Annotated in this window: 16 protein-coding genes and 2 tRNA genes; 10 read left to right on the top strand and 8 right to left on the bottom strand. The window is 70.3% G+C overall.

Annotation, left to right across the window (positions count from 1 at the left end; translation table 11 throughout):
- Positions 1–171 precede the first annotated feature (171 nt).
- Entirely contained in the window at positions 172–1,419 is a 1,248-nt protein-coding gene (locus QWI33_RS16145; protein ID WP_289958168.1) for an ATP-binding protein, read from the bottom strand.
- Positions 1,420–1,646: 227 nt separating this feature from the next.
- Between QWI33_RS16145 and QWI33_RS16140 the strand changes: the two genes are divergently transcribed.
- The 5 genes from QWI33_RS16140 to QWI33_RS16120 all read left to right on the top strand — a co-directional run bounded on the left by QWI33_RS16140 (position 1,647) and on the right by QWI33_RS16120 (position 6,804).
- A complete protein-coding gene (locus QWI33_RS16140; RefSeq protein ID WP_289958167.1) occupies positions 1,647–2,978 on the top strand; it encodes an ArsB/NhaD family transporter in 1,332 nt (443 codons plus the stop codon).
- A gap of 91 nt (positions 2,979–3,069) precedes the next feature.
- Positions 3,070–4,029, top strand: a complete 960-nt coding sequence (locus QWI33_RS16135) for a hypothetical protein (RefSeq protein ID WP_289958166.1) — start codon at positions 3,070–3,072, stop codon at positions 4,027–4,029.
- A 30-nt stretch (positions 4,030–4,059) separates the two neighbouring features.
- Positions 4,060–4,863, top strand: a complete 804-nt coding sequence (locus QWI33_RS16130; RefSeq protein ID WP_289958165.1) for a hypothetical protein — start codon at positions 4,060–4,062, stop codon at positions 4,861–4,863.
- 34 nt (positions 4,864–4,897) lie between these two features.
- Entirely contained in the window at positions 4,898–5,947 is a 1,050-nt protein-coding gene (locus QWI33_RS16125) for a hypothetical protein (protein ID WP_289958164.1), read from the top strand.
- A 23-nt stretch (positions 5,948–5,970) separates the two neighbouring features.
- Complete coding sequence (locus tag QWI33_RS16120; protein ID WP_289958163.1) at positions 5,971–6,804, top strand: MOSC domain-containing protein; 834 nt, start codon at positions 5,971–5,973, stop codon at positions 6,802–6,804.
- A 69-nt stretch (positions 6,805–6,873) separates the two neighbouring features.
- On the opposite strand, the gene QWI33_RS16115 is transcribed toward QWI33_RS16120, so the two are convergent.
- From QWI33_RS16115 to QWI33_RS16100, 4 genes are all read right to left on the bottom strand, one after another.
- Positions 6,874–7,701, bottom strand: a complete 828-nt coding sequence (locus QWI33_RS16115) for a DUF6528 family protein (protein ID WP_289958162.1) — start codon at positions 7,699–7,701, stop codon at positions 6,874–6,876.
- 292 nt (positions 7,702–7,993) lie between these two features.
- Positions 7,994–8,069: transfer RNA gene (locus QWI33_RS16110), tRNA-Arg, on the bottom strand.
- 113 nt (positions 8,070–8,182) lie between these two features.
- Positions 8,183–8,246: transfer RNA gene (locus tag QWI33_RS16105), tRNA-Arg, on the bottom strand.
- The gene (locus QWI33_RS16100) at positions 8,241–8,930 is read right to left on the bottom strand and encodes a hypothetical protein (protein WP_289958161.1); all 690 of its coding nucleotides are present in this window, start codon (positions 8,928–8,930) and stop codon (positions 8,241–8,243) included. The genes QWI33_RS16105 and QWI33_RS16100 overlap by 6 nt, the downstream gene beginning before the upstream one ends.
- A gap of 143 nt (positions 8,931–9,073) precedes the next feature.
- Here QWI33_RS16100 and QWI33_RS16095 point away from each other — a divergent pair, with 143 nt between their 5' ends.
- Positions 9,074–10,216 carry a winged helix DNA-binding domain-containing protein gene (locus tag QWI33_RS16095; RefSeq protein ID WP_289958160.1) on the top strand — a complete coding sequence of 381 codons (1,143 nt, stop codon included), beginning with the start codon at positions 9,074–9,076 and terminating at the stop codon, positions 10,214–10,216.
- Positions 10,217–10,439: 223 nt separating this feature from the next.
- Here QWI33_RS16095 and QWI33_RS16090 read toward each other — a convergent pair whose 3' ends face one another.
- The 3 genes from QWI33_RS16090 to QWI33_RS16080 are packed head-to-tail and all read right to left on the bottom strand — an operon-like array spanning position 10,440 to position 13,407.
- On the bottom strand, positions 10,440–12,137 hold the full coding sequence (locus QWI33_RS16090; RefSeq protein WP_289958159.1) for a DUF885 domain-containing protein: 1,698 nt from the start codon (positions 12,135–12,137) through the stop codon (positions 10,440–10,442).
- Entirely contained in the window at positions 12,134–13,069 is a 936-nt protein-coding gene (locus QWI33_RS16085; protein WP_289958158.1) for a prephenate dehydrogenase, read from the bottom strand. The genes QWI33_RS16090 and QWI33_RS16085 overlap by 4 nt, the downstream gene beginning before the upstream one ends.
- Entirely contained in the window at positions 13,069–13,407 is a 339-nt protein-coding gene (locus tag QWI33_RS16080) for a GroES family chaperonin (protein ID WP_289958157.1), read from the bottom strand. The genes QWI33_RS16085 and QWI33_RS16080 overlap by 1 nt, the downstream gene beginning before the upstream one ends.
- A gap of 446 nt (positions 13,408–13,853) precedes the next feature.
- Here QWI33_RS16080 and QWI33_RS16075 point away from each other — a divergent pair, with 446 nt between their 5' ends.
- The 4 genes from QWI33_RS16075 (at position 13,854) to QWI33_RS16060 (ending at position 19,239) form a co-directional block, all read left to right on the top strand.
- On the top strand, positions 13,854–15,311 hold the full coding sequence (locus tag QWI33_RS16075; RefSeq protein ID WP_289958156.1) for an AI-2E family transporter: 1,458 nt from the start codon (positions 13,854–13,856) through the stop codon (positions 15,309–15,311).
- Positions 15,308–17,320, top strand: coding sequence for an ATP-dependent DNA helicase (locus QWI33_RS16070; protein ID WP_289958155.1), 2,013 nt, complete (start codon positions 15,308–15,310; stop codon positions 17,318–17,320). Before QWI33_RS16075 ends, QWI33_RS16070 begins: the two co-directional genes overlap by 4 nt.
- Before the next feature lie 285 nt (positions 17,321–17,605).
- On the top strand, positions 17,606–18,235 hold the full coding sequence (locus QWI33_RS16065; RefSeq protein ID WP_289958154.1) for a DUF47 domain-containing protein: 630 nt from the start codon (positions 17,606–17,608) through the stop codon (positions 18,233–18,235).
- Positions 18,236–18,237: 2 nt separating this feature from the next.
- Entirely contained in the window at positions 18,238–19,239 is a 1,002-nt protein-coding gene (locus QWI33_RS16060; RefSeq protein ID WP_289958153.1) for an inorganic phosphate transporter, read from the top strand.
- The last annotated feature ends 64 nt before the right edge of the window (positions 19,240–19,303 follow it).

Below are 19,303 nucleotides of genomic sequence, written 5' to 3'. Positions count from 1 at the left end.
GGTCCCGGGTCGGCGGGTGCAACCCGGCCCACAAGCCCCCGGTCGCCAAGCGGGGGGGGGGGGGGGGGGGCGCCCCCCCCCCCCCCCGCCCCGCACTTCCGGTTGCATCACGACGCTTCAACGGCGAGCACTGATGCGCGTGACCTGACCCCTGGGGTCGTCACCGATGCCTCAGCCCGATGCCCACAGCGCAGCGAGCGGGAGGCCGGTGAGCCGGTCGCCGAAGGACACGGGGGTCGGATGCATGCTCAAGACGAAGCCGTGCACGAATCGAGTTCCGAGTTTGTCTCGAAGTGCCGCAAGGTGTTTGAAGTCTCTGGCCTGGGTGGTTGCAGCGGCCTTGACCTCGATGGCCACAATGCGGCCGTCGGGCTGCTCCAAGATCAGATCCACTTCTGCGCCGTGCTGGTCCCTGAAGTGGAACATCTTGGCGCGGGTGCCCGACCATGCGAGTTGCTTCTTGACCTCACCGATGACGAAGGTCTCGGTCAATGGACCGCGCCGTTGATCCTCGGGTACGGCGAGCCCGTCGACGTCGGCCCCTAGAAGGTGTGCAGCGAGACCGGAGTCGAGCACATAGGTCTTCGGCGTACGACGGGCCCGGTTGGTGAAGTTGGTGGACCAAGCCGGCACCTTGTGGACCATGTAGGTCATCTCAAGGAAGCCGATGTAGTCGGCCGTGGTGTCCCGTCCGAGCCCTGAATCGGCGTGGATCTGGGAGACCACCAGTTCACTCGCAGTTCGTGCCGCCAGCAAGCGCAGCAAGGCGGGGATTTCGTTCGAGCGTCGTGCATTGGTCAGTGCGGTGATGTCCCGCTGCGTGACGGTGAGGATCAGTCCGTCGAACCAGTCGCCCCTGTCCTCTGCCGGCAGCATGCATGCTTCAGGGAATCCGCCGCGCACGATGCGGTCCAGGTAGTCGGCGCGGGTGGCCTTCGAGGTCGGCAGCCCTCTCATCGAGTCGGGTTCGGTGAAGGCGCGCCTGACGAAGTCGTCCCGTGCGCCTTCGATCTCGCCCTGGCTGAACGGGAGGAGTTCGTAGAAGACGGCTCTCCCTGCCAGCGACTCGGACAAGCCCGGAACCGTGAGGAAATCGGCCGAGCCGTCGAGAAGGAACTGACCCTTCGTCGGATCGTCGTCGACCACCGTCTTGATGGCGCGAATGAGCGCATCGCCGCCGAGCTGGATCTCATCGATGGCTCGCGGGACCGCGCCGTAGCTGGCGAAGCCGATGGGGTCTGCCTGAGCTGCTTGAAGGGTGGCGTCGTCGTCTAGCCTCCGGAACGTTCCCGCGGGCGCGACCAGGCTGCGGACGAGGGTGGTCTTGCCGGATTGGCGGGGCCCGGTGACCACCACGACCCGGGCGAGGCCCAGCCCGCGCTCGACGCGATCCGAAAGCCAGCGTTTTCTCGGTCCCATGTTCCCACCCGTCAATCCGCACACTTCCTATCAGTAGATTTACTCGGAACGTACCAGTAAAATTGCTCAGAATCTATCAGTAAGTTTGCTCAGAAGACTGCGCCGACTCACCAGCTCCTCTCGTCTGCAGGTATCGCCCTTTGTTCTCGGCCGCAGACCTCTCACCGCTGTGTGATCTCGTCGCGCTTCGTAGCCGCCGCTCTCGGACCGTTCCTAGCATTGGCGCAGTGACCACGACCCCGGCAGGCCCACCAAGCCCCGAGACCCCGGCGGGCCCGGCCGCCCTGGACGTCCCGAAGAACCGCAAGCTCGACCCGCTCGACCTCGTCAGCCTCGGCATCCTCGCCGCCGGGCTGCTCTGCTGGGCCACGGGCGTCCTCCCCACAGCCGACGCGCTCGCCAACCTCACCCGGGTCGCACCGCTCGTGCTCTTCCTCGGCACCGTCATGGTCATGGTCGCGATCGTCCAGGCCTCGCAGCTGTTCGACCTCGCCGCCGCCGCACTCGCGCGACTCGGCCGCGGCAGCCACGCCGCCCTGTTCGCGTGCTGCTTCGCGCTCGCCACCGCGACCACCGTCTTCCTCAACCTCGACACGACGATCGTGCTGCTCACGCCCGTCATGCTCGCCCTCGCGGCGGCGACCCGCGCGCCCGCGCTCGCGCTGGCGATGACCACCGTGTGGCTGGCGAACACGGCGAGCCTGCTCCTGCCCGTGTCGAACCTGACGAACCTCCTCGCCGCCGACCGGATCGGCCTCGACCCGCTCGGGTTCGCGTCCCGCATGTGGGCGCCGCAGCTTGCGGTCCTCGCCGCCACGGCCCTGTGCCTGTGGTTCGGGTTCTGGCGGCGGCGCCACCGCGAACGCGACCGCTACCTCGTCCCCGCGAGACTCCCTCTCGTCGCCGACCGGCGACTGCTGTGGACGGCGGCGGTCGTCACCGCCGGGTTCGTCGTCGCGGTCGTCGCCGACGTCCCGATCCAGATCGTCTCGAGCTGCGCGGCCGGCCTTCTCCTCGTCCACTGCGTGCGCCGCCGCCGGGACCTCTTGACCTGGGAGCTCATCCCGTGGCGGCTGCTCGTGCTCACCGCCGGGCTGTTCCTCGTCATCCCGGCGGTCATGCGCCACGGCGGCGCCGACGCGGTCGCCGCGCTCATCGGCACCGGGGCGGGCGACGGCGCGGTGCTGCGGGCCGGGTTCACCGGCGCGGGCCTGGCGAACCTCGTCAACAACCTCCCCGCGTACACCGCGGTCGAAGCGGTCGTCCCGCCCGGCGACGCGACCACGCTGCTGGGCCTGCTCATCGGCACGAACGTCGGGCCGCTGATCCTCCCGTGGGGGTCGATGGCGACCCTCCTGTGGTTCGACCTGGTCTCGGACCGGCGCCCGGCGCCGCAGGCCGGTGCGGTAGCACCCGCAGGTCTCGAAGGCGACGCCGACGTTCCCGAAGACCTTGCGCAGCGCGGCCTCCGCGTCCCCATCGGACGCTTCATCACCGCCGGTGCGATCCTCGCCGCCACCGGGACATCCGTCGGCCTGGCCGCGCTGCTCTGGCTCTGATTCCCCTACTTCTCCAGAAGCGCAAGAGCACTATGGAATGAAAAACCGCGGTTCGCCGGAATAACCCGGCACGGTTGGTCATAGTGCACACATGGCCGTTCCCGAACCACTGGGCCTGAAACGCCGCACCGTCCTCACCGGTGCGGCCGCCCTCCTCGCCGCCGGAACCGCGGGTCTCACCACCGCGCGACCCGCACGCGCCGCGAACCTGCCGCAGATCCGCGCCGCCGCCGCGGGCTGGATCGGACGGGACGGCGAACTCCTCGTCCTCACCGCCGACCCCGCGACCGAAGCCGACTACGCGCTCCGCCTGCTCAAGGCGGCTGAGAACCCGGACAGCGGCGCCGAACTGGGCCCGCCGCTGCCGCTGCCGCTGCCCTCCGGGTTCCACCCGCATTCGATGGCCGCGCTCGGCAACGCCCTCTGGATCACCGGCGCGACCGAACTCGCGCCCGACCGGGCCCGGCCCGCACTCGTCCGCGTCTACGAGTCGATGGCCGCGTACGTCGCACTGCCGGTGCCGAAGACGGTCCGCTCCGGCATCGCGACCGCCATCGCGCCGGTCGGCGAGCGCGGGCTCGCCGTCGCCATCGAGGGCTGCCCCGACCGGCACCTGGCCGTCATCACCGAATCCCACCTCCTCCGCACTGCCGACGCGGGCCGCACTTGGACGCGGCGGCCGCTCGCCACCGGCCTCGGCGAGGGCTACGGCACCGTCCTCACCTCGCACGAGGGCGGCCTGTTCGTCGCGGTCGGCAGCGGCGAAGGCGCTCAGACCATCCACACCGCAGGCGCCCAGTCCGCCCTGACCCGGGCCGTGACGATCAGCGACGCCGGCCGGCCCATGGCCGCCGTCGCCGCAGCAGGCCACGTCAGCGTCTTCTCCGACCACCACGGCACCGTCACCGAAGCCCGCTTCACCGCCGCGGGCGCACCGCTCGAAGCCGCCCCCGCGTGCGCCTGCCAGGGCGAGATCCACGCCGTACCGGGCCGCCCCGGCACCTGGCTCGAGACCGACGGCCAGACCATCCACATCAGAGGCACGAGCTGACAGCAGGCACCGCACGGCGAAGGAGGACCCATGGCATTCCCCAGCAGCAGCACCGCATTCGCGCGATCGACCTGCGACTATCCCGACATCACGCGCGACTGGCTCCACCAGAGCGCGCTCAAGACCCGCTACCGCACCGCCTTCGACGAGGACGGCAACGGCGTCCACCCCTCCACCACCTCGTTCACCATGCACGAGGAGACCCACATCCAGGCCGGCCGCGTGATCCGCGACCTCCACAACCTCGGCGCGCAGTACGCCCGCAGCGAAGGCCCCTGGACCTACCGGTGGACCGGCCTCGCGGGCGCCAAGGTCTGCAAGCCGGGCTACCACCGCTACGGCGCCGCCATCGACTTCACCCGCTTCGACTGGGGCTCGGGGAACTACGTCGACACCGCCCTCCACGGCAAGGACGGCCGCCTCTACCTGCGCCGCCGCTACCTCGCCGTGATCGCGACCTGCCGCAAGCACTTCGGCACGGTCCTGCACTGCAACAACGACCCCGACGGCTCGCACTGGAACCACATCCACACCGACCGCGGCCGCCAGGCCGTCGCCGCCAACTGGGGCTACCAGACCGACACCACGATCATCCAATGGGCCGCAAGGGACCTCGCGGGCGTGAAGGACATGCCCATCGACGGCGACTTCGGCCCCAAGACCAAGCGCGGCTACGAGGTCCTGCGCGAGCAGTTCGGGACGGGCGGCATCGACCCCACCGCCTCGGGCGACAACTTCCGGGTCTGGCTCGACCTCATCGGCCGCCACGGCATCGCCGACAAGCCCGCGGGCACCTTCAGCGCCGCCGCCATGACCGCCGCCGCGAGCGACTGAAACCCGACCGGCCCGCACCAGTAAGGAGCAAGCCTTGGACGACCCGCACCGGAGCAGCAGCCGCAAGCACCTCACCATCGCCGCCGTGCTCGCCCTCGCGGGCGCTCTCGCCGCCTGCGACCTCGATGCCATGTCCGGCAACGGCGCTGACGGCGGCGTGTTCTACGCCCTCGGCGACGACCACCGGCTCTACCGCTGGGACCCGGGCGCCGACTCAGGCGACGGCGACGCCGCGGACGTCGAACCCGTGCTCGACCTCTCCGGGGTCTGGGACGCCGAAGGCGACGTCGGCACCGTCCTGCGCGCGTCCCTCAGCGTCGACCCGACCGGGCGGCACGCCGCCTGGGTCGCCGGGGCGAGCCCTCATGCGTCGCTCATGTTCGGCGACCTCGACACCGGCGAGGTCGCCACCGCGATCGAGTACCCGGTCGACCACGCCTGCATCGACCCGGTCTGGCTCCCCGACGGCTCCGCGGTCCTCGCCCACCGCGCCCCCGTCTGGGGCACCGCGACCGCTGCGGGCGACGAGATCCCGTTCCCCGTCACGACCTGGGGCGCCACCGAATGGCACTCGCCCGATGCCGGGCGGCTCCCCACCACCGTCGAACTCACGCCGCACGGCTGCCGGCTGCGCTGGTACACCGCCGAAGACGGCTCGGCCCAGGCGCTCTACCACGACCTCGAACTCTCCGAGCTGTACCGCATCGACACGAACGGCCACGTGCTGGAGACGATCCCGGTCTCGAACCTCGAAGGGGCCGAACCGCTCACCATCGGCCTCGTCAACGTCGACCCAGCCGGCCGCTACGCCTGCGTCGTCGAGGACTACGGTCCCGACGGCGCCGTCAAAGGCGGCTTCACCATCCGCGCCGAATCCGGCACCCGCGTGGTCGACCTCGCCTCCGGCGAGGCGGTCGGCCCCGACGAGTCCGGCTGCACCACCCTTCACGAGGACGGGTTCGTCTCCCGCACCGACGCCACGGTCGACTTCATCGGCTACGACGGCGAGCACCGCTGGACCATCGAGCTCCCGGGCCCGATCGCCGAGTCGCCGGTCCTGTACTTCGTCCCGGGCGGGTCCTGAACGGTCGGCATAGGATCGCAGGCGTGAACAGCGTCATCGGCATCCGCCGCCACCCGCTCAAATCAGCAGCCGCAGAGCACGTGACCGAGGCCTTTGTCGGCAAGCACGGCCTCGACGGCGACCGCACCTGGACCTGCCTCGACGCCGACGGCACCATCGGCAGCGCCAAGCAGCCGCGCCTGTGGGGAGCCCTCCTCGGCGTCGCCGCCACTTACCGACCGGCCCAGGGCGACACGCACAGCACCGTCCACATCGAGGCCCCCGGAACCGCCCCCGCGCAGGCAGGCACGCCGGAGGCCGACGCGGCCGTCTCGGCCTGGCTCGGCCGCCCGGTCCGCCTCACCCGCAGCGCACCCCAGCAGCTCAAACGCCACCACTGGTGGCCCGACGAGCCCGGCATGATCCCCGACTGGGTCGCCGACCCGACGCCCGGCGAGGACGACACCGTCGCCGCCCGCCACGACGCCGAAGGCGGCCGCTTCTTCGACTTCGGCCCCGTCCACCTCGTCACCACGGGCGCCCTGGAGCGGCTCAGCACCGAGCACGGCAGCGAGGTCGACCCGGCCCGCTTCCGCCCCAACCTGATCCTTGACCTCCCCACCGACCCCATGCCGGGCCAACGGATCGCGATCGGCCCCGACGCTGTCCTCGAAGTGGCGATCCCGACGCCGCGCTGCGTCATCCCGTCCCTCGCCCACGGCGCCGCCCCCGCCGACCGCGCACTCCTCAAGACCCTCGCTGCGCACCACCGCATCGACGTCGCCGACTACGGCCGCGCCACCTGCTTCGGCATCTACGCCAACGTCCTCGCCGTCGGCCCGGTCGCCACCGGCGACCGCGTCACGATCACGGGGTAGTGAACGGCCCGTCCAGCACTGTGTGCCGAACGGGCCGTTCACTACTGGTCGAGTTGCAATACCGCTTGGCTAGTTGAAACCGGTCGCGTAGTACCGCGCCTTGTAGAACTCCGCGCCGGAGCGCGTCCGGTCGGCCGACTGCGAGAACACCACGGTCGGGCTGCCCCAGTCGCGCGAGCCGGCGTTGTCGCCGCGTACGTAGAAGTGCTCACCCGAGCGCATCTTCACGTAAGCCTTGATGCGCGTGGTCGTGTGCAGCGTCGTCTTCGACAGCGTCGACTTGCTGATCGAGTAGACCCCGTACGAGTCCGAGACCAGGAGCCGGTCCGAGTTCGAGTAGTCCGGCTGCAGGTCGTGCCCGAGCCCGGAGAGCGCCACCTTCTTGCTGGACGCCTTGATCCGCACGTTCCGGTACGTGCCCGACACCGTGTACGCCTGCACGACCTTGTTCCCGCAGGCCCACAGCAGCTTGTTGTTCGGGTCCCACAGCACCCCGTGCGCACCAGCGAGCGTCACCCGCTGCACCTGCGCGAGCGTCGACGGCTTCGACACCGCCGTCGGCCCGTACACCGTGAGGTAGCCGTCGGACGACGCGGCGACGAACGCCCCGATGTCCGGGATGCGCTCCAGCGCATGCGGGTTCCCGCCCGGCGTCGCGCTCCACAGCACGTCGTTGAGCTCTTGATCCTTCTCGTCGGTGATGTTCCAGATCCCGACCCGCCCACCTGACGCCGCGGCCAGCCCGATCGCCCCGAACTGCGACGTATCCCGGATCCGGCAGTCCGACAGGTTCGCCCAACCACCCGTGCCCGGGCTGAACGACTTGTACCGGTTGGCATCGCTGAACGCCGCGTTCTTGTCGAACACCATCACCTTGTTGGAAACCTGCTCGGTCACCATGATCCTGAAGTTCGCCGTGTCCGCCGTAGCGACCCCGGCCCCGATCACCCCGGCCGCCGCCAATGGCGCCCCAACAGCCGCCGCCCGCAAAAAGTTCCGCCGTCTCATGCCGCTCCTCATGGGGGTAGGAAGCGTCCGCAACCAGCCCAGGCCACGAACCACCCAACAGTGTGCGACACGGGATCCAATAGCGGCAAGTCACGCATCAAGCACCCGATCGGACCGCCGCGCCGGCCGTCCCAATGACCCGGGAAACCAGAAAAGCCAGGTCCGGAGACCTGGCTTTCGTTGGTGCGCCGCGAGGGATTCGAACCCCCAACCTTCTGATCCGTAGTCAGATGCTCTATCCGTTGAGCTAGCGGCGCAGGTCGGCTTGATCGTTGCGATCAGGACCGGGCATAACCTTACCTGGGGCGAAAACGGATCTGCAACCGGGTATGCGGATGTGCCCTGGGTCATCCGGCACGGTGTGCGGCCTCTGCCAGCGGGGGATTCGAACCCCCAACCTTCTGATCCGTAGTCAGATGGGCGACCCCTCAGCAGTTGTCCAGGACCGTCCGGGCCAGGGCGCGCCAGGCGGCCGGGAGGGCTTCGGCCCGTTCGGGGAGAGGGGCGCTCGCCGCGGTCCAGACTGCGGCTTCGGCCTCGGGGACCTCGTCGCCGAGCAGGTAGCGCTCGACGAACGCGGCGCGGTTCTCGTGGCCGGGGAAGAAGTAGCCGCCAGCCGCGAAGAGCGCGACGTAGGCGTGGTGCAGGCCCTCGGTGAGGGTCTCGGCCAGCTCCCAGGGGTCGGACGCGTCGCCCAGGCGCTTCGCCAGGGTCTCGACCTCTCCGGCCACGGCTTCGCGGGAGGCGATGGCGAGTGCCTGCGGGAACTCGGTGACCTCGGCGCGGGCCTGCGAGCCCAGTTCGGAGTCGTCCGCGAGGAGCGTGCCCTCGGCGAAGCGGGCGATGACGTGCAGGGCCTCGTCGCCGGGGTGCCGCCAGCCCTCGCCGCGGTCGAGGGCCTCCATGTGGGCCTGGAAGCGCGCGACGGTGAGGTGCACGGCCTCGTCGCTGGCGTCGGCGGGGACGGTGTCGGTCTCCCACACGCAGACCAGTTCGGCCTCCTCCCCGAATCCGGACAGGGCGGGGCCGTGGGCGTAGGCGAACGCGAGGCGCTCGTCGTCGTTGATCTCGGCGAGGACGTCGGTGGAGAGCCTCAGGACCGCGTTGGGAAGGGACATGCCGCAATTGTGGCCGTTGTTCGCAACCGCGTCCACCCGCGCGTTCGTGCGCCCACGCGGTGATTCCGGCCATGCGGCCGGGCGCGGCGGGACACGCTGATCGGCGGAGGGCTCATGTCGCAAGGGACGGTTAGCATGTCCACATGGCATCACCCACCGCCCGTGTCGGCACGGATCTCGAGCCGGGCGCGGTCGCAGCCTGGCGGGCCCACTCTCAGCGCCTGTGGGGCGAGCCCTTCGCCACACCCTTGGACGCGTTCAAGCACCTGGGCGCGGTCCAGTCCCAGGAGTTCCAGCCCTCGAAGCTCACCCCCGCGATGCGCACTCGGCCCGACGCGGAAGGTCTCCCGTTCGCGGGCGTCGACGCGGTCGACGTCCTCATCGAGAAGGGCGCCGTGATCCGCACCCACGTGCTGCGCCCGACCTGGCACACCGTCCCAGTCGAGGACCTGCGGATGATGCTCGCGGCCACCGCCCACCGGGTCCTGCAAGTGGCCGGCACGCAGTTCCGCAGCCTCGGGCTCAGCGAGGCCGAGCTGCTGCTCGGGGACGACGTGCTCGCGGCGGCCACAGCCGGCGGGCGGCACCTGCTGCGCGAGGAGGCCTCCGAGGCGCTGGCGGCCGCCGGGATCGCCGACCCGACCGGGCTGCGCCTGATCCACCTGCTGTTCCACGCCGAGCTGGTGTCGGCGATCTGCTCGGGGACGCCGAAGGGCGGCAAGCAGACCTACGCGAACTTCGACGAGCGCGTCCCGGCCGGCGCCGTGGAGCAGGACGAGGCGGTCCGCGCGCTGGCGCTGCGGTTCTTCTCCTCGCGCGGGCCCGCGACCGTGAAGGACTTCACGCGCTGGGCGACGTTGAAGGTGGCCGACGCGAAGGCGGCGATCGACGGGCTCGGTCTGGAGTCGCTCAAGGTCGGCGAGCGGGTGCTCTACTACGTGCAGGAGCCGCCGGCGGAGCGCGATGCGGTTCCGGTGGTGGACTTCGTGCAGGGCTTCGACGAGATGATGTGCTCGTACACGGACACGAAGGAGTTCGTGACGCACCATTCGGTGCCGCCGACGCGGTTCCCGGGCCGGGCGCGGTTCACTTCGGTGATCCTGCTCGACGGCCAGGTTATCGGCAGTTGGAAGGCGACGCTGAAGCGCGAGAGCGTGCTGCTCGAGACGTGGCGGGTGCGGGGGTTCACGGCCGCCGAGATCGCGGCGCTGCGCCGCGGTGCGGACAAGCTGCGGACCTGGTACGGGAAGCCGGAGATGGAGCTCGTCCTCGAGCATGAGGACTGATAGCCGCGAAGGCGCGCTTGTGATGATCGCTCACGTGCCGCCGGTGTCACAGGTGTGAATTACTGTGGTTGAACGGGGGTGCTGCGTGAGGGGCAAATCCGGAATGACGGATATGTTCCGTACGTAGCACCCCCGTTCAACAACCTGTACCTCGGAGGTACGACAACCCGCGTGAACGCGAAACGGCCTCGCTCGCACTGCGAGCGAGGCCGTTCCTTCGGTGCTAGAGGCGGCCGAGGGCTTCGGCGAACGGGGCGAGGCCCATCGAGCCGAGGTTCAGCGCGTCCGAGTGGAACTGCTTGAGGCTGAACTCAGTGCCCTTGCGGGCCTTGTAGTCCTCGCGGGCCTGCATCCAGAGGCGCTCGCCGACCTTGTACGACGGGGCCTGGCCGGCCCAGCCGAGGTAGCGGTTGACCTCGAAGTGGAGCATGTCGTCCTCGATCGTGCGGGTGTGGGCCCGCATGAACTCGAACATCTTCTCGCCGTCCCAGGTCTCGCCGCCGCGCCAGCCGAACGGGTTGTCCTCGGGGATGGCGAACTCGCAGTGGAGGCCGATGTCGACGATGACGCGGGCGGCGCGGAAGGCCTGCGCGTCGAGCATGCCGAGGCGCCCGGCCGGGTCATCGTCGTAGTAGCCGAGCTCGTCCATGAGCCGCTCGGAGTAGAGCGCCCAGCCCTCGCCGTGGCCCGAGCACCACATCATCTGGCGCTGGAAGCGGTTGAGCAGCTCGATGCGGGCCATGGTCTGGCCGACCTGGAGGTGGTGGCCCGGCACGCCCTCGTGGTACACAGTGGACTTCTCACGCCACTTGCCGAACAGCTTCTGGCCCTCCGGCACCGACCACCACATGGCGCCGGGACGGGAGAAGTCCTCGCTCGGCCCGGTGTAGTAGATCGCCCCGTCCTCGGTCGGCGCGATCTTGCAGTCGATGGCGCGGATCTGCTCGGGGATGTCGAAGTGCTTGTCCGCGAGGTCGGCGATGGTGGAGTCGGCGAGGTCCTGCATCCAGTCGCGGAACACGTCCTTGTCGGTCATGTTCTCGTTGGGGTCCTGGTCCAGGAACGCCACGACCTCCTCGATCGACGCGCCCGGCTTGATGCGCTCGCAGGTCGCGCGCATGTCGTCCTCGATGCGGGCCAGCTCCTGCCAGCCCCACGCGTACGTCTCCTCGAGGTCGATCGCGGAGCCGATGAAGTAGCGGGAGGCGCGCGAGTACCGGTCGCGGCCGACCGCGTCGTTCTTCGGCGCCTGCGGGGCCAGCTCCTCGCGCAGGAACAGCGCGAACTTCGTGGCGGCGTACCGGGCGCGGGTGGCGCCGTCGCTCAGGGCGATGCGCAGCGGGCCGGTCTTGATCGGCTCGCCGTCGACGGTGACCCCGTTGACCAGGTTCGCCCAGAAGTCGGTCTCGATGCCCTTGGCGCCGTTCCAGTTGTCGCAGTGCGTGGCGACTTCGAGGACCTGCCGCTCGGCGGCGACGCGGCCCGCGGCGGCCTCGGCGCGCAGCGTCTCGGTGTACTGCTCGAACGCGTTCGGGACGGCCTCGAGGCGGGCCGCGATGTTCTCGGCGGCCTCCCGGCCGTCCTTGGGCATGAGGTCGAAGATCTGCCGCACGCTGTGCACGGGGGAGGCCAGGACGTTGAGGCTCAAGTAGGTGTCGCCCGCTTCGTGGCGCTCCATCTGGAGGTGCAGGCGCTCGAGGATGGCGTCCTTGGCGACGCGCTCGCGCTCGTCGACCGGTTCGGCGGCTTCCAGGTCGGCGATCGCCTTGCGGGTCAGGGCGGCCTCGGCCTCGAGCCCGGCGGGCGAGAGGTCGTCGATCTCGTGGTCGTGTCCGGGGACGCCCATGCTCGTGGCCGTGAGGGGGCTCAGGGCGATGACGTCCTCTACGTACTGGTCGGCGATGCGATCGATGCTTCTCATGGAGTGGACTTTACGCGAGGGCGCCGGGCGAGCGCGACCTCGCTTTCGACCGCTTCGAGCCAGCCGCCGGCCGCGCAAAGCTCCATGAGCGACGCTTTCGTGATCGGGATGCGTTGCGCTGCATCAGGTTCGACGGGCCAGTCGGCGCGGAGGGCGCGGGCCCGGTCGAACCATTCACTGATTGAGTTTGGCCGATCGGTGTAGGCGTCCAGGTCGGCCGCCGCGGCATCCAGCTCGGCGGCGAGGTCCTCCGCGGCCGCCATGAGCTGCTCCCGGTTGCCTTCGACCATGCCGGTGAAGAGGGCGGTCGGGCTGGCCGCGACACGGGTGCCGTCGCGGTACGAGCCGGCCGCGAGGGTGCGGGCCAGCGGCTCGTCGGCGACGTGCACGAGCGCGGCGGCGACCAGGTGCTCCAGGTGCGAGATGCGGGCGGCGGCCCGGTCGTGGTCGGCGGCGGTGGCGGGCACGACCTGCGCGCCGATCGACGTCCACAGCGCGGCGAGGGCAGTCCAGTCGGCGAGGTCGGTGCCCTCCTCGAGGCACAGCACCCACTTGCGGCCCTGGAACAGGCCCGACTCGGCGGCGGTGAAACCGTTGGTCTCCTTGCCCGCCATGGGATGCCCGCCCACGAACCGGTGGCGCGCGAACACCCGCGCGGGCTCGGCCTTCACCGAGGAGACGTCCGTGACCAGGCCCGTGTAGCCGTCCAGCATCTCGACCGCGACGGCGGCGAGGTGGCGGTACGGCGCGGCCACGACCGCGAGGTCGGTGCCCGAAAGATCGGCCGGGTCGGCGGTGACGGGGAAATGCGCGGCGGCGGCTTCGCGGGTGGCCGGGTCGGGGTCGAGGCCGAGCACGTCGTGCCCGGCTTCGGTGAGGGCGAGCGCGGCGGAGCCGCCGATGAGGCCGAGCCCGATGACCGCGACGCGCATCAGAGGTAGAGCCCCGTGCCGTCGTTGTCGACGCGCTTGGCGGCGACCGCGTGGATGTCGCGCTCGCGCAGGAGGAGGAAGGTGCGGCCCTGCATCTCGACCTCGGCCTTGTCCTCGGGGTCGAACAGGACGCGGTCGCCCTTGACGACCGAGCGCACGAGCGGCCCGACGCCGACGGCCTCGGCCCAGTGCAGGCGCCGGCCCATGGCGGCGGTGGCGGGGATGACGATCCCGGCGGCGGAGCGGCGCTCGGAGTCCGCATCCTCGCGCACGAGGAGGCGGTCGTGCAGGAGCCGGACCGGCAGGCCGGTCGTGGAGTCCAACGGTGTATCGGTCACAGCGCGCCAGCTTACCGGCAGCGGCGGCGCCGCATGAAATGCGAGCGGGGAGTCTCACGTCCGCACCCCGGGGTCGGGTGCGCCGGACCGACGCTCGGCCCGGCCGCCGCGCCGGCGACCCAAGCGTGTGGGGGAACATTGGGCGCCAACGAATCGCGCACCCGGCCCTCGCGGGGGACGCCGGAGCGCCAGGGGTCCGCCGCGGGTACGACACCTTCGGTCCGACCGGCCCCCGCGCTCGGGTGCGGCGAGACCGCGCGCCCCCCGAATACCAGGGTGCACCGCGGGTACGACAGTCGCCGCCGCCCGCCGCGGACCCGCCCTTCCACGGGGTGCCCACGGGCACTCGGTACAGGCTGCTGTATCGGAAGAGTCGCACCCGCCCGGTACGGTACGTGTTGACGTTGCACCCGCCTCCTTCCGGAGGAACCGTCCTTGGAGAGACCGTGAGCCGATTCCGCCGCACCACCGCCCGGGCACGTCAACTGTGGATCGGCATGCGCCTCAACCCGGTCGCCGAACGGGCCATGGCCCGGCGGGACGAACCGGTCGAAGACGAACCCGAGATCCCCGCGGGCATACCGCCGGAACTCGACGGGTCGGGCGACGGCGAACGCCCCGAGCGCGACTTCGTCCCGATCGGCCTCGCGGTCGGCGCGGCCTGGTCCTGGCGGCTCCTCATCGTCGGCGCGGCGGTCGCCATCTTCCTGTACCTCCTCAGCTACGTCACCACGGTCGTCATCCCCGTCGCGATCTCCTTCCTCCTCGCCGCGATGCTGCAGCCGCCCGCGGCCTGGCTGATCCGCAAGGGCTGGAACAAGTCCCTCGCCTCGATCTTCATGCTCGTCGCCGGCCTCGCGGCCGTCAGCGCGATCCTCACGTTCGTCGTCCAGCAGTTCATCGCCGGCATCCCCGACTTCTACGACTCGATCGTCACCGGCCTCAAGGACGCCCAGGCCTGGCTCGAATCGGGCCCCTACGGCCTCAACGGCGCGCAGGTCGCCGAGATCGTCGCGAACATCCAGGACAACATCACCAACTGGTACGACGAGAACCAGCAGGCCATCGTCCAGACCGGCGTCGACGTCGCCACCTCGACCGCCTCCGGCCTCGGCAACTTCGCGACCGGCCTGTTCCTGGTCCTGTTCACGACCTACTTCTTCATCCGCGACGGCCGCAAGATCTGGACCTTCCTCACCGGGATGCTCCCGCGCACCGCCTCCGAGCCGCTGCGCTACGCCGGCGGCGCCGGCTGGTCGACTCTCGTGCAGTACATGCGCACCATCGTGGTCGTCGCCGCCGTGGACGCGATCTTCATCGGGCTCGGCCTGTACCTCCTCGAAGTCCCGCTGTGGCTGCCGCTGACCACGCTGATCTTCCTCGGCGCGTTCATCCCGATCATCGGTGCCACGATCTCGGGCATCGTCGCCGTCGTCGTGGCCCTCGTCGGCACCCCGAACGGCCTCGTCACCGCGCTCATCGTCCTCGGCATCGTCCTCGCCGTGCAGCAGCTCGAGTCGAACCTGCTGCAGCCCTTCCTCATGAGCCGCGCGGTCAAACTCCATCCGCTCGCGATCGTCCTCGCCGTCACCGCGGGCGGCTTCGTGTGGGGCATCATCGGCGCCCTCGTGGCCGTCCCCATCCTCGCGATCGTCAACGGCACCGTGCGCGCCCTCAACCGCTACCGCGAGGCCCGCCGCGAGGCCCAGGCCCGCGGCCTCGAAGGCGAGGACGCCACCGCCGAAGCGGTCAGAGTCAGCGCCGCCGCCGAACGCGCCCGCCGCGCCGCCGGAACCAAGAACGGCGCCAAGAACGGCAACGGCGCCAAAGACGGCACCGGATCCAAGGACAGCAGCCCACAAGACGGCACCGACTCCGGCGAGCAGGCGGCGCAGGAGGCATGAGCACCAACGTCACCGTCTCCGAAGCCCCCGCCGAGCCCGCCGCGAAAGCGGCCGTCAAAGGCGCCACCAAAGCCGAACGCGACGCCCTCGCCATCCTCGACGCCGCCGTAGCCGCCACCCCGCACGGCCAGGCACGCGAAGGCCAGCGCGAGATGTGCGCGGCCGTCGCCAACGCCGTCGACTCGGGCGAGCACCTGCTCGTCCAGGCCGGCACCGGCACCGGCAAGTCCCTCGCCTACCTGTGCGCCGCGCTCGCCGCGGGCAAGCCCGTGGTCGTCTCGACCGCCACGCTCGCCCTCCAGCACCAGCTCGTCGCCGTCGACCTGCCGCGCCTGGTCGAGGCGGTCGCGCCCGTCCTGGGCCGCAAGCCGACCTTCGCGCTCCTCAAGGGCCGCCACAACTACATCTGCAAGCGCAAGATCGCCGGCGAAGAGGACGAGGACGACGGCGCGATCGAGGGCACCGAGACCCTGAAATGGGCCGGCCAGCAGGCGTCCTTCGCCAAGCAGGTGCAGCGCCTCTTCGACTGGGCGGGCGACACCGACACCGGCGACCGCGACGACCTCGACCCGGGCGTCTCCGACCGCGCCTGGAAGCAGGCGTCCACGTCCTCGACCGAGTGCCCCGGCGCGAAGGACTGCGCGCAGGGGCCCGACTGCTTCGCCGAGTGGGCCCGCGCGAAGGCGCACGAGGCCGACATCGTGGTCACCAACCACGCCCTGCTCTCGATCGACATGATGAACGAGCGCAGCGTCCTGCCCGAGCACGCCGTGCTCATCGTGGACGAGGCGCACGAGCTGGTCGACCGCGTCACCTCGGCCGCCCGCGCCGAGCTGCACCCTGCCCGGCTGCGCTGGCTCGCGCAGCGCGGGCGCCGCCTCATCGACCCCGATGTGGCCGACCAGGTCCGGGAGGCCGCGGACGCGCTGGAGGGCGCGCTCACCGCGGCCGGCGAGCGCCGGTTCTCCGGTGAACTGCCCGCGCCGCTCGTCGAGGCGCTCAACCTGATCAACGGCGCGTGCGTCAAGGCCGCCACCCACCTGTCCACGCTCGATGCGGAGACGAAGAAGCAGCTGAGCGCCCAGCAGCTCAAGGCCGGGCTCGTGGAGACGATCGAGACGGCCGGGCGGTGCATCGGGCCGGCGGGGGACGACGTGATCTGGGCGGAGCCGAACGGCCCGCAGCTGGTGGCCGCGCCGCTCTCGGTGGGCGGCCTGCTCTCGGCGATGCTGTACGAGGACCGCACGGTGATCGCGGCGTCGGCGACGCTGACGCTCGGCGGCCGGTTCGACATCGTGGCGCGGAACCTCGGCCTGCCCGCGGACGGGCACGGCTGGACCTCGCTGGACGTCGGCTCCCCGTTCGACTACCGCAAGCAGGGCATCCTCTATGTGGCGGCGTCGCTGCCGCGTCCGACCGCGTCGGGCCTGTCGGACGAGTCCGGCAAGGAGCTGCTGCGCCTGGTCGAGGCGAGCCGCGGGGCGACCCTGGGCCTGTTCTCGTCGAAGAAGGCCGCCGAGGCGGCGGCCGAGCTCCTTCGCGCCCAGACCGACTACGACATCCTGCTGCAGGGCGAGGAGACGCTCGGGAGTCTGGTGAAGCGGTTCAAGGAGGAGGAGTCGACCTGCCTGCTGGGGGTCATGAGCCTCTGGCAGGGCGTTGACGTGCCGGGCATGACCTGCCGCCTCGTGGTGGTGGACCGGATCCCGTTCCCGCGCCCGACCGAGCCGCTGACGGCGGCGCGTTCGGAGGCGGCGGACGCGGCGGGCCGCTCGGGGTTCACCGAGGTGTCGGTCCCGGCGGCGGCGATCCGGCTCGCGCAGGGCGCGGGCAGGCTCATCCGCCGCACCACGGACCGCGGGGTGGTCGCGATCCTCGACTCGCGGCTGGAGACGAGCCGCTCGTACGGGAAGTTCCTGCGGGACTCGCTGCCGCCGTTCTGGTACACGACGAAGTCCGATTCGGTGGCGGGCGCGCTGAGCCGGCTCGCCGAGACCGCGAACGACTGATTAGGCGCGGCCCGATCGGGGAACCCGTCTTGTCGCCATGGCAAGCGGGTCACTTCGCGGTGCGCTCCAGGTGTTCCATAAGTCAAAGGTGAACGCAAGGTGAATTCAAGTGAAACCTTTGCATAACCCCAGCTTAGAGCGGTTTCGTGGATTCTCACACAGCAGACTTCACGAGCTTGTGTCGCGTTCACCTGGATGTTAACTTCGCGGTGACGATTTCCACCCGTCCACTGAGCCGATCGGTACAGTGAGGACAGTCAAAACGACCGAAAGCAGGGGTGCCCAGTGCGGTTCTCGCTGAAGCCTCAGGACGACACGTTCTACGCCTTCTTCAATGACGCGGCCGACAACATCCGCCGCGGCGTGGCGATCCTGGCCGAACTGGGGGACGAGTCGGCTGACTACCAGAAGATCTCCGAGCGTCTCGTCGACGTCGAGCACGACAACGACCAGCTGACCCACCGGCTGTTCAACAAGATCAACTCGACGTTCGTCACCCCGATGGACCGCACGGACATGTACCACCTGGCCGGCAAGCTCGACGACATCCTCGACCACATCGAGGCCGCCGCGAACCTGGTCTACCTCTACGGCCTCTCCGAGCTCCCCGACCTCCCGCGCGAGATGATCGAGCAGGTCACCGTCCTCGGCGCCCAGGCCGACCTCCTCGCCGAGTACATGCCGAAGCTCAAGGGCCTCAACTCGACCATGGCCGACTTCTGGGTCGAGTGCAACCGCCTCGAGAACGACGGCGACCGCGCCTACCGCATGCTGCTGGTCCGCCTGTACTCCGGCGAGTATCCGGCGCTCACCGTCATGAAGCTCAAAGAGGTCGCCGACGAGCTCGAAGCCGCCTGCGACTCGTTCGAGTCGGTCTCCAACGTCGTCGAGTCGGTCTACGTCAAGGAATCCTGAACGTGGACAGTGTGTTCATCGCGGTCGTCGTCTGTATCGGCGCGGCCCTCCTCTTCGGCTACACCAACGGGTTCCACGACTCCGCGAACGCCATCGCCACCTCGATCTCGACCCGGGCGCTCAAGCCCCGGGTCGCGCTCGGCATGGCGGCGATCGGCAACTTCGTCGGCGCGCACCTCGGCGGGAAGGTCGCGGCCACCGTGGCCAGCGGCCTCGTCGAGCTCCCCGACGGCATCGACGGCATCCTGATCGTCATCGCCGGCCTCCTCGGCGCGATCACCTGGAACTTCATCACCTGGTACTTCGGCCTGCCGACCTCGTCCTCCCACTCGCTGTTCGGCGGCATGGTCGGCGCGACCATGGCCGGCGGCGCGGTCGTGCTGTGGGGCGGCATCCTCGACAAGATCGTGCTCCCCACGATCGTCTCCCCGCTCGTCGGCTTCACCCTCGGCTTCCTCGTCATGATCGCCGTGTACTGGATCTTCCGGCGCGGTCGCCCCGACAAGCTCAACCGCGGCTTCCGCCACGCGCAGACCGCCTCCGCGGCCGCGATGGCCATCGGCCACGGCATGCAGGACGCCGCCAAGGTCATGGGCATCATCATCCTGGCCCTGTCGGTCGGCGGGTACTACACCGACGGCGCGCCCATCCCCGAATGGGTCTACCTCGCCAGCGCCGCCGTCATGGCCGCCGGCACCTACGCGGGCGGCTGGCGCATCATCAAGACCATGGGCCGCAAGATCATCGACCTCGGCCCGCCCCAGGGCTTCGCGGCCGAGACCGTCGCCAGCGCCGTGCTCTACGCGAACACGTTCCTGCTGGGCGCGCCCATCTCGACCACCCACACGATCACCTCGGCGATCATGGGCGTCGGCTCGACCGGCGGCAAGCGCGCCGTCCGGTGGGGCGTGGCCCGCTCGATCGTGATCGCGTGGATCATCACGTTCCCGATCGCGGCGCTCGTGGGCGCCCTGTTCTACCTGCCGATCCAGTTCATCGGCTAGGTCTTCGACCTCGACCGGCCCGGCTTCGGCCGGGCCGGCGTCGTTTCGGCCGTTGCGCGCTGGA

Source organism: Glycomyces tritici, from assembly GCF_030403505.1.
The sequence above is the reverse complement of the archived record's forward strand: the minus strand, read 5'-3'. Positions and strand labels throughout refer to the sequence as shown.

What these genes read in the sequence shown, in the direction of transcription:
- QWI33_RS16090 (WP_289958159.1), bottom strand. Translation starts at nt 12,137, where the DNA reads ATGAGAAGCATCGATCGCATCGCCGACCAGTACGTAGAGGACGTCATC.
- QWI33_RS16085 (WP_289958158.1), bottom strand. Translation starts at nt 13,069, where the DNA reads ATGCGCGTCGCGGTCATCGGGCTCGGCCTCATCGGCGGCTCCGCCGCG.
- QWI33_RS16070 (WP_289958155.1), top strand. Translation starts at nt 15,308, where the DNA reads ATGAGCACCAACGTCACCGTCTCCGAAGCCCCCGCCGAGCCCGCCGCG.
- QWI33_RS16145 (WP_289958168.1), bottom strand. Translation starts at nt 1,419, where the DNA reads ATGGGACCGAGAAAACGCTGGCTTTCGGATCGCGTCGAGCGCGGGCTG.
- QWI33_RS16130 (WP_289958165.1), top strand. Translation starts at nt 4,060, where the DNA reads ATGGCATTCCCCAGCAGCAGCACCGCATTCGCGCGATCGACCTGCGAC.
- QWI33_RS16095 (WP_289958160.1), top strand. Translation starts at nt 9,074, where the DNA reads ATGGCATCACCCACCGCCCGTGTCGGCACGGATCTCGAGCCGGGCGCG.
- QWI33_RS16100 (WP_289958161.1), bottom strand. Translation starts at nt 8,930, where the DNA reads ATGTCCCTTCCCAACGCGGTCCTGAGGCTCTCCACCGACGTCCTCGCC.
- QWI33_RS16135 (WP_289958166.1), top strand. Translation starts at nt 3,070, where the DNA reads ATGGCCGTTCCCGAACCACTGGGCCTGAAACGCCGCACCGTCCTCACC.